Genomic DNA, 9,814 nt, shown 5'->3' with positions numbered 1-9,814 from the left:
GGGGCGGGCGGGGGGGCGGGCCGCCCCAACCCCCCCCGCCGCCCCCCCCCGGCTCTACATCAGCGGTTCACCACAGCGGTTCACCACAGCGGTCACCCCAGCAACACCTCGCGCAACGCCGCATACTCCGGCGCACACGCCTCCGCCTTGGCCGGCCGCTCCAACAGTTCCGCCAACGCCACCGGCACCTCCAGCGCACGTCCGATCAACGGTTCCACCACCGACTCGAACTTGGCCGGGTGGGCGGTCGCCGCCACCGCCCAGTGCCCCTGCACGCCTTCGGCCCGCAGCTGCTCAAGCAGATGCACCGCAGTCGCCGAATGTGGGCAGAACACCTCCCCTGCTTCGGCGTAGCGGCGGGTGATCACCTCGCGGATCGCCGCGTCATCCACCGATTCCGACCGGAACGCGCCGCGCAGCGCCACGTCGTCCTCGCCAAACAACCAACGCAGCCGCTCGAAGTTGCTCGGTGCCCCCACATCCATCGCATTGGCCAAGGTCGCCACGCTGGTCGCGGGCGTATAGGCGGCCCCGTGGAAGAAGCGCGGCAGCACCGCATTCGCATTGGTGGCCAGCGCGATCTGGCCGATCGGCAGACCCATGCCGCGCGCCAGCACCGCCGCCATCGCGTTGCCCAGATTCCCGGTGGGCACCACCAGGTTCAGCACCTCGCCGGTGGTCGCATGGTGGTTCAATGCCGCGTCGGCGTAATAGCTCATCTGCGGCAACCAACGCCCGAGGCTGATGCTGTTGGCCGAACTGAGCGGCACCTGCTTCTGCAGTTCCTCGTCGCCCAGCGCCTGCTTGACCATCGCCTGGCAATCATCGAACGAGCCCGCCACGCGCAGCGTGTGGATGTTGTCGCCGAAGCAGCCCAGCTGATGTGCCTGACGCGGAGAGACGCGTCCATCGGGGTACAGCACCACCACGCGTATGCCCGGTTGACGATGGAAGGCGGCGGCAACGGCAGCGCCAGTGTCTCCGGAGGTCGCCACCACGATGGTCAGCGGGCGACTCTGGTCGCGCTGCAACCGCGACAGGCTGGCCGCCAGGAAACGCGCGCCGAAGTCCTTGAACGCCGCCGTGGGGCCATGAAACAGCTCCAGCACATGGTCCTGCGGCGTGGACAGCGGTACCAGCGGAGCCGGGAAGGTAAAGGCCTGCTCGCACAATTCGCGCAGGTTTGCCTGCAAGGCATCACCGGCAAAGTACGGCGCGAGCACCGCCTCGGCGTTGGCGGCCAGGCTGCCGCGCGCCGACCATGCCTGCGGTTGCGGTCGCACTTCCGGCACATACAGGCCGCCATCAGGAGCGAGACCGGCGGCCAGCGCCTGGCTCAGCGAAGCGGCGGGCGCGGCGTGTCGGGTAGAAACGAAATTCATGGACGATCCTGGAAGAAGAAAGACAAGGCTGCGCTCACAGCAGATGCGCCGCCGGCGCATTCAACGGCGACACCCACGCCTGGCTGTCGAAACCCGCATCGGCAAAGGCCTGCTGCACCGATGCACGCGCCGCTTCGGCCGCGGCGCGCTGCTCGAACCATGCGAACACACTGGGCCCGGCACCGGAAATGCTGGCCCCCATTGCGCCCGCCGCCAAGGCCGCATCGCGCGCCGCTTCAAAGCCCACAATCAACGATGCACGGCGTGGCTCCACCAATACATCGCGCAGCCCCGCGCGCACCTGTCCCGCATCGCCGCTGTAGCACCCACTGATCACCAGCGCCAGATTCGCGCTCTGTGCCACGAACTCGGACAACGCGTAGTGACCCTGCAAGGCGGCGCGCGCCCGACGCGTTTCCAGCATCGCATCGGGATGCACCAGCAGGCTGTGCCACGCCTCCGGCACCGGCAGCGAGACCAGCTGGTCGGCCGTGCTCAGCACCAGGCCGCCCAGCAGCATCGGCCCTAGGTTGTCGCCATGCCGGCCACCACTGGCCACCGCTTCGCCGGTAAGCGCGAACGGATACAGCGCCTTGCGCGAGACCGGTACCTCCAGCAGCGCATTGGCCGCCACCAGGGCCGCCACGCAGGAAGCGGCCGAGCCGCCCATGCCGGAACCCAGCGGAATGCCCTTGTCGATCTCCACCTCGAATCCGTACGGCAACGCCAGCGCCTCGCGCAGCGCGATCAGCGCCGCACCGGCGGTATTCGCGGCCGCCTCCAACGGCAGATCCACGGTGGTACCGCGAATGGCGGCAATGCGCACTTCGGGCTCGGCAATGCGCCGCACGCTTACCGTGTCGCCCACACCCGCAATGGCGTGGCCCAGAATGTCGAATCCCACCGCCACGTTGCCGACCGACGCCGGCGCAAACGCGCGTGCCATGCTGCCTTCACTCACAGACGCGCTCCTTCACCCGCAGCCACCCGCAGCACATCGGCAAACACACCGGCTGCGGTCACTTCCGGGCCTGCGCCCGGGCCTTGCACCACCAGCGGGTTGTCGCAGTAACGGCGCGTGGTGAACGACACCACGTTGTCGGTCAGGCGAAGATTGGCGAAGGCATGGCTGGACGGCAGCTCCACCAGACCCACCTGCGCCCCCTCGTTCGAAAGGCTCGCCACATAGCGCAGCACCGCGCCGCGTGCACGCGCCTGCGCCAGCCGCTCGGCAAAGGCCGCGTCCACGCTGACCAACCCCGCCATGAAGTCCGCGACGCTGGATTCGCGCAGCGAGGCCGGCACCAGGCTTTCCACCTGCACCTGTTCCAGGCTCAGCTCGCGACCGGCCTCGCGCGCCAGAATCACCAGCTTGCGCGCGACGTCCACGCCGGAGAGATCATCGCGCGGGTCCGGTTCCGTGTAGCCCAGCCGGCGCGCTTCCGTCACCAGCTGCGAGAACGGGGCTTGGCCATCGTATTTGTTGAACAGCCAAGCCAGCGTGCCGGAGAAGATGCCGTCGATCGCCAGGATCTCATCACCGGTGTCGACCAGGTCGCGCAGCGTGGTGATCACCGGCAAGCCGGCACCGACCGTGGCTTCGTAGCGGAAGCGTGCACCGCTGGTGGCCGCTGCGTCACGGATGGCGTGGTAGCGCGCCAGCGGGCCGGCCCCGGCCTGCTTGTTCGGGGTGACCACATGGATGCCGGCGGCCAGCCAGCCGGCGTAGCGCTCAGCAACATCTGCACTGCCGCTGCAGTCGATGATCAGCGCATGCGGCAGGTGTGCGGAGAGCAGATGATCGGTGAATTTATCCAGATCCGACGCTTCGCCCTGCCCCGCCAACGCCGCGCGCCAGTCACCGCTCAGACCGCGCGGCTCCAGCCGCATGCGGCTGCGCGAGGCCACCGCGCGCAGCCGCAGGTCCACGTTGGCGCGGGCCAGCAATCCGCCGTGCGTGGCCAGCAGCTGGTCCAGCAGTGCCGCGCCCACATTGCCCGGCCCGATCACCCCGACCGAGAAGGTCTGCGGCGACAGCCAGAAACCCGCATGCGCCGCGCGCAGCGCCTTGGTGGCCTGGCCGCTGTCCACCGCCACGGAGATGTTGCGTTCGGAGGAGCCCTGCGCGATGGCCAGGATATTGACCTGCGCGCGCCCCAGCGATTCAAACAGCCGCGCCGCCACGCCCGGCTGCCCCGCCATGCCATCGCCCACCGCCGCCAGCACGCTGACATTGTCGGTGAGCTGCACGCGCTGCACCTGGCCCACGCTGAGTTCATGCGCGAAGGCCTGCAGCAGCGCCGCTCGCGCCGCTGCCGCTTCGGCCTGGCGCACCACGCAGCAGATCGAATGTTCCGAAGATCCCTGCGAGATCATCACCACCGAAACATGCGCATTGCGCAGTGCTGCAAACACGCGCTCGGCCGTGCCCGGGACACCGATCAGACCGGTGCCTTCCAGGTTCAACAGCGCCAGGTCAGGGCTCAGGGTCAGCCCCTTGATCGGTCCCGACACCGTGCGCTCTGCGGTGATCCGCGTACCCGGGTGATCGGGCTGGAAGGTATTGCGGATGATGATCGGCAGGCCGCGCTCGATGGCGGGCGACATGGTCTGCGGGTGCACGACCTTGGCCCCGAAATAGGCCAGCTCGCAGGCCTCGTCGTAGCTCAGTGCGTCCAACTGCACCGCTTCGGGTACCACGCGCGGGTCCGCCGACAGCACGCCATCCACGTCGGTCCAGATATGCAGTTCGTCGGCATTGAACAGCGCGGCAAAGATCGCGCCGGAATAGTCGCTGCCATTGCGGCCCAGCGTGGTGATGCGGTCGCGACGGTCACGGGCGACGAAGCCGGTGGCCACCACGCGGTTGCCCGGGTGTGCCTCGCGCCATTCGGCCAGCCGCTGCGCGCTCTGTACCCAGTCCACGTCCACGCCGAGCTCGCCGCGATCCACCACCAGCACCTCGCGCGCATCCAGCACCGCGCAGTCGTGCCCGATGCTGCGGAAGTAGTGCCCCAGCAGGTGTGCCGAGTACACCTCGCCCAGCCCCTGCACGCGGTCCAGCACTTCCGGCGGCAGCCCCCCGATCACGCCGAGCGCCGCCAGCACTTCGGCCAGATGGTCGAAGCGCGCGTCCAGCCATTCCACCGTGGGGCCGGCATGCTCGCCGAGCAGCGCGACCGCTGCGCCACGATGGCGCGCGCGAAGTGCATGCCAGTCGTCGCGCCACAGCGGTGCGTCTTCGGCGGCGCGTTCGGCCAATGCGATCAGCGCGTCGGTGACACCCTTCATCGCCGACACCACCGTGACCTGCGTGGCCTCGTCGCGGGCCAGCAGCAGCTGGGCCACATGGCGGTAGCGCTCGGCGTCGGCCACCGAGGTGCCGCCAAACTTGTGCACCACCGTGGCGGTGGCGACTTTCAGCGGCGAAAGCGGCGCGGAAGCAGCGGCGACGTCAGAAGATGGAGCGGCAGCGATGGACATGTTGACCTCTGGTGAGGCCCCGCGTCATCCAGGCTGAAGGGAATTCCCCGCCACCTGGTCTGGTGCGGGGCCGTGGTTTTCGGAAGTTACGCGAAGACGACGGACCGCACCGGACGAGTGGTACCGGTGGTAATGGTGGTGGTGCCGATGGTGCGACCAGACGCGTTCGCGCCGCCGATGAGGGCGGTGGCGAGCAGCGTGGCGGTGGCGGCGATCAGGACCATGTGCCAAGAAAACACCGCCGCCGGGCGGCTTGTCAAGTGTTGCGCCGCAAAAAACCCAAGCGACGGTCTGCGCGCAATGTCGTTGAAAACGTTACGAATGTGACCATCCAGGCCGCACAACGGTTTTCAGCCGACGTGCTCGGCAATGGCACGGGGCGGACGATGCGCGTGCGCGCACAACAAGACCCCGGACACCAGACACGCAATCGCCAGAAGCTCCATCAGTGTCGGCCAGCGCTGCTGCCAGGCGAACCCGTACAACAGCGCGAACAGCGTCTCAAACACGATCATCTGCCCGGTCAGGGTGAGCGGCAGGTTCTGGCTGGCGCGGTTCCAGCACGCATTGCCCACCACCGAGGCCACCACCGCCACGCCCGCACTGATCACCCAGAACCAGACCCAGTCGCTGGAAGTCTGCACGCTGGCCGACGGCAGTACGAATGCACTGGGCACCAGCAGCAGCGCCAGCCCGCCGGTCGCCACGCCGGTCAGCAATGACCAGTCGTGCCCGGACAGATCCGGCCGCCGGGCCAGCCAGCGGCTGTTGCCGATGGAGTACAGCGCCCAGGAGAACAGCGCCCCGAAGGCACACAGCAAGCCCAGCAGACGTCGCCCCACCGAACCTTCGGCATGCTCGGCCTGCAGCGCTTCATAACCCACCAGCGCCACGCCCAGCACACACAGCGCCAGGGCAGGAGCCAGCTGTCGCAGCGGCACCGCGCCCTTTTCGCGCACGCCGACTAGGGTCACCACCACGGGTATCAGCCCGACGATCAGCGAAGCGGCGGCACCGCCGGCCCACTGCACCGCATTGGACAGCAGCACGAAATACACCAGATTGCCGGCCAGGCTGAGCCACAGCAGCCCCTTCCATTCGGCCGCGCCAATGCGCGTGCGCAGTTCCTTCCAGCGCGGGAACAGCAGCACGATCGCGATCAGCCCGTAGACCAGGTAGCGCCCGGCGGACAACTGCACCGCGCTGAACTGGCTGAGCACCGCAGGAGCCAGGAACACCACGCCCCACAACGCGCCAGCGGCGACGCCATTGGCAATGCCAACGCCCATTGAACGGTTCATCTGACAGCGCGGCTCCGGGTGGGGGGAGCCGGGAGTTTAGGGGCAATGCGGGACAGAACTCTTGACCCAGACTCCTGCGGGAGCCCGATGTACCCGCCGGTACTCCGCCGGCGTCATCCCCCACTCCCGCCGCAACGCCCGGGTCAATGCACTCTGTTCCGAGTACCCCGCCCGCTGTGCGATCTCCGCAATCGAAGCGTCGCTTTCCACCAGCTGGGCACGCGACCAGCGCAACCGGCAGCCACTCAGCCACGCCTGCGGGCTCAGCTCAAACGCCTGCTGAAACAAAGCATGCAGGCGACTACCACTCACCCCCACCGCCTCCGCGATACGCGCCACCGGCCATTCCTGGCCGGGAGCCTGCGCGATCCGCGCACACACCGCCTGTAGGCGCGTGGCGGTGCCGGCCAGCGAGAATGCCTGCATCAATACCGGCAACTCGCGCTCGACAATCCGCTCCTCCACCGCCTCTCCCGGCAACGCCGCCAACCGCTGCGCCATCGCCCGCACGGCCGCCGGCAGAGCCAACGTGGGGTGACCGTTCAAGCGCTCCAGCGTGTCGTCGTCGAACATCGCCGAAGGGCAGTCCACGATCAGGAACCGATCATTCGCCGTGGCCGTCTGCGCATGCCCTGCATGGGGGGCCACGAAGACCCCCTGCAGCACATCCAGGCGGCTGCCCCGCCCCTCGAGCTCGAACGCCAGTTCGCCCTGCAGCGGCACCACCCACTGCGCCACATCGTGCCGGTCCACCGAGGAGGACGGCCCGTAACGGCGCAGGTTGAAGGCGGCGGACGACATGGCAATGCGTGGTCAAACCCAGACAGGACAGCCAGTCTGCGCCGCCAACCGCCGCGCTGCAACGCAGGGACCCGCTGCAGCGACGACCCGGGGTCTCGTAGAGCCGGGCTTGCCCGGCTGCTCTTCGCGCAGGCCCCAAGCCCCCTCTGTAACCTCCCCCAAATTTCCCAGTGCTATATTCAGCTTCGTCCTGTCAGCAATGGAGTGCCGCTATGACGAAGTCCCGCCTCTCCGCCCTGCTCGCCCTGGCCATGGCCGCCAGCCCGCTGGCCAGCGCCGAACCCACCACCAGTCCGCTGCCGGGCCAGCTGCCCGAACGGGTCGCTCCGGCCAAACATTGCATGGACACCCGCGCCATACGCGAAATGAATCAGGTGTCCGACACCAGCGTGTCGCTGCGCGCCGCCGACCTGTCCACCTGGCGGGTGACGTTCAAGGAAAGCTGCCCCGGCGTGACCTACGCGACCAACCCCCGCATCGTCGGCGACGACAGCTGGGTCTGCGGCACGGGCAAGGAACGCGTGCTGCTGGACAACAGCGAATGTGGCATCGCCTCCGTGCAGCGGATCACCCCGCGCGAGTTCGCCGTGGAAGCCCGCCAGGCCGACCGTGCCAAGCTGCCCATGCTGGCCGCGGTGAACGTGAAGGAAGAAAAGCGCACCCTGCGTGGCTCTCCTTCCTACTGCTTCGACACCCGCAACGTGCGTGGCTATGGCGACGACGTCAAAGGTTTCATGGTGCAAACCAACGCCAAGCGCTCCGGCGGGCACAGCAAGTATGTGGTTGAGGTGGGAGCCAACTGCCGCGCCTTGGTGCGCTCGCCCGAGATCCAGTTCCGTTCCGGCTTCGGCACCAGCATGATCTGCGGCAACCCCGGCGACGTGGTGGTGGTGAACGACCCGGTAAACTACCCGCCGTTCGCCGAAGACTATTTCCTTGACCGCAACGAGGGCCTGCGCAAGGCCGACATCGGCGTGGGTGACCGCTGCGATGTGCTGGCGGTGTATCCCGCTGGCTGATCTACCCGGAGTACTGCTTTGACCATATCCTCCCTGACGGGCTCGCGCCCGCACGCCGCCCTGCTGGCGCTTTCCCTCTGCTTCGCTTTTGCGTCCACCAGCCAGGCCGCGCCTGCCGCGTGTATGGATGCGCGTGAGCTGAAGGAGATGAAGCAGATCACCCCCAACAGCATTGCCCTGCTTGCCTCAGACCAGACCACCTGGCAGGTCAACTTCCAGAACGAGTGCCCGGGGCTGATGGCCGCAGGCAAGCCAAAGATTCTGGCAAAGGACGGCCAGGTGTGCGGCACCGGCAACGAATTCGTGCGCGCCGGTGGGCGCGACTGCGCGATTGCCACCGTGCAGCAGATCAGCCGGCGCGATTTCGCCGACATCGCTCGCCAGGCAGACCGCTCGCCGCTGACCACCCTCCCCACCGTGAACGTGAGCGAAGCCAAGCGCACCCTGCGCGGGTCACCCTCGTACTGCTTCGACACCCGCCACGTGCGCAGCTACGGCGACAATGCCAAGGGCTTCATCGTGCAGACCAACCCACGTCGCTCAGGCGGTAACCGCGAATACGTGGTGGAGGTGGCCAACAACTGCCGCGCCCTGATGCACTCACCGGCGATCCAGTTCAAGTCCGGCTATGGCACCAGCCTGATCTGTGGCAACCCGGGCGATGTGATCATCGTGCAGGAGCAGCCCCAGGCCAGCGAGCGCGCTGCCGTGCTGCGCGACACCTTGGTGACCGCGGGTGAGCGCTGCGACGTGCTCTCGGTGTACCCCGCGGGCTGAGCACCATCGCCGTTTCACCCATACGAAAAAGGCCCCGGAAATCCGGGGCCTTTGTCTTACCGCACCGAAGAAATCAGTGCTTCATTGCATGCTTGCGGTCGCGCATCACCGCATGGGTTTCCTGCACGTGCGGCAGCAGGCGGGTGACTTCCTGGCGCGCCGCCGGCGGCAGATCGTTGTCGGTGGCGGCGTCCTTGAACGCTTTCAGCAGACGGTCTTCGGATTCTTCCAGCTCAGCCACATAGCCGTACTGGGTGTCGCCCAAGGTGGCGCGGACCTTGCCGTAGAACTGCTGCATCGAACCGACCATGGTGCCGTGCTCGGCCGGCTTGCCGCCGGCAGCGGCAACGGTGCTGCTGAGCGAGGTGACGATGTTCGACTTGACGCCGGCAATGCGGGTGAACAGCGCGGACAGTTCAGCGTCCTTCACCTTGCCGGCCGCTTCGGTGTAGAAGTCCTTGCCGTCGCGGGCGATTTCGATCAGGTCATTGAGGGTGCTGGTGGTTTCAGACTGGATGCTCACGTGATGCGTCTCCTGCGATTCAGTGGAATGACCCGTTGGGGTGGAGCCACTTTTCCGCAGTCGCAATGAAGTGCGCGTGACCTCGAAATCACGCCGCTTACGCGATGTTTGCATCGTGCAAAGCGCATGTGTTCGACGTGTATGCAAACCGGCTATACAGGCAGCAACATCTGAAGGATTCACGAACGAACAGCAACGACGCAATCGAAGTCGCCGTGACTACGGGCAGCCGGTGATGCCCTGTATCGGCGGCGGAATCCCGTTCGCTGACGACGATCCGCCCACTGACTTCGCGGCTTCGCGCTCTGACGATGTTCCGCTCGCTGACCACGCCCCGCTTCCTGACAATAATCCGCTCGCTGACCACGCCCCGCTTCCCGACAATGATCCGTTCGCTGACCACGCCCCGCTTCCCGACAATGATCCGTTCGCTGCCCACGCTCCGCTTCCCGACAATGATCCGTTCGCTGACCACGCTCCGCTTCCCGGCGATGGTCCGTTCGCTGGTACGGTCGCACGACCGTCGCC

10 protein-coding genes are annotated in these 9,814 nt (G+C 67.3%); 2 read left to right on the top strand and 8 right to left on the bottom strand.

Features of this window, described 5'->3' with window-relative positions:
- Positions 1 to 92: 92 nt before the first annotated feature.
- The 6 genes from thrC to QMX83_RS17550 all read right to left on the bottom strand — a co-directional run bounded on the left by thrC (position 93) and on the right by QMX83_RS17550 (position 6,967).
- A complete protein-coding gene (gene thrC, locus QMX83_RS17575) occupies positions 93 to 1,382 on the bottom strand; it encodes a threonine synthase (protein WP_282297936.1) in 1,290 nt (429 codons plus the stop codon).
- A 34-nt stretch (positions 1,383 to 1,416) separates the two neighbouring features.
- Positions 1,417 to 2,328, bottom strand: coding sequence for a homoserine kinase (locus QMX83_RS17570; protein WP_282297937.1), 912 nt, complete (start codon positions 2,326 to 2,328; stop codon positions 1,417 to 1,419).
- An 11-nt stretch (positions 2,329 to 2,339) separates the two neighbouring features.
- On the bottom strand, positions 2,340 to 4,865 hold the full coding sequence (thrA, locus tag QMX83_RS17565) for a bifunctional aspartate kinase/homoserine dehydrogenase I (protein ID WP_282297935.1): 2,526 nt from the start codon (positions 4,863 to 4,865) through the stop codon (positions 2,340 to 2,342).
- A gap of 86 nt (positions 4,866 to 4,951) precedes the next feature.
- On the bottom strand, positions 4,952 to 5,089 hold the full coding sequence (locus QMX83_RS17560) for a hypothetical protein (RefSeq protein WP_282297934.1): 138 nt from the start codon (positions 5,087 to 5,089) through the stop codon (positions 4,952 to 4,954).
- A 126-nt stretch (positions 5,090 to 5,215) separates the two neighbouring features.
- Entirely contained in the window at positions 5,216 to 6,166 is a 951-nt protein-coding gene (locus QMX83_RS17555) for a DMT family transporter (protein WP_282297933.1), read from the bottom strand.
- A gap of 36 nt (positions 6,167 to 6,202) precedes the next feature.
- The gene (locus QMX83_RS17550) at positions 6,203 to 6,967 is read right to left on the bottom strand and encodes an AraC family transcriptional regulator (RefSeq protein ID WP_282297932.1); all 765 of its coding nucleotides are present in this window, start codon (positions 6,965 to 6,967) and stop codon (positions 6,203 to 6,205) included.
- Positions 6,968 to 7,179: 212 nt separating this feature from the next.
- On the opposite strand from QMX83_RS17550, the gene QMX83_RS17545 reads away from it, so the two are divergent.
- Positions 7,180 to 7,986, top strand: coding sequence for a hypothetical protein (locus tag QMX83_RS17545; protein WP_282297931.1), 807 nt, complete (start codon positions 7,180 to 7,182; stop codon positions 7,984 to 7,986).
- 18 nt (positions 7,987 to 8,004) lie between these two features.
- Positions 8,005 to 8,763 carry a hypothetical protein gene (locus QMX83_RS17540; RefSeq protein ID WP_282297930.1) on the top strand — a complete coding sequence of 253 codons (759 nt, stop codon included), beginning with the start codon at positions 8,005 to 8,007 and terminating at the stop codon, positions 8,761 to 8,763.
- A gap of 73 nt (positions 8,764 to 8,836) precedes the next feature.
- Here QMX83_RS17540 and QMX83_RS17535 read toward each other — a convergent pair whose 3' ends face one another.
- A complete protein-coding gene (locus QMX83_RS17535; RefSeq protein ID WP_282297929.1) occupies positions 8,837 to 9,286 on the bottom strand; it encodes a PA2169 family four-helix-bundle protein in 450 nt (149 codons plus the stop codon).
- Positions 9,287 to 9,383: 97 nt separating this feature from the next.
- The coding region (locus QMX83_RS17530) for a hypothetical protein (protein WP_282297928.1) at positions 9,384 to 9,814 on the bottom strand (431 nt) is incomplete at its 5' end.

Source organism: Stenotrophomonas sp. PS02289, assembly GCF_029960115.1.
GTDB lineage: Bacteria > Pseudomonadota > Gammaproteobacteria > Xanthomonadales > Xanthomonadaceae > Stenotrophomonas.
This window is presented reverse-complemented; position numbering and strand designations above follow the sequence as displayed.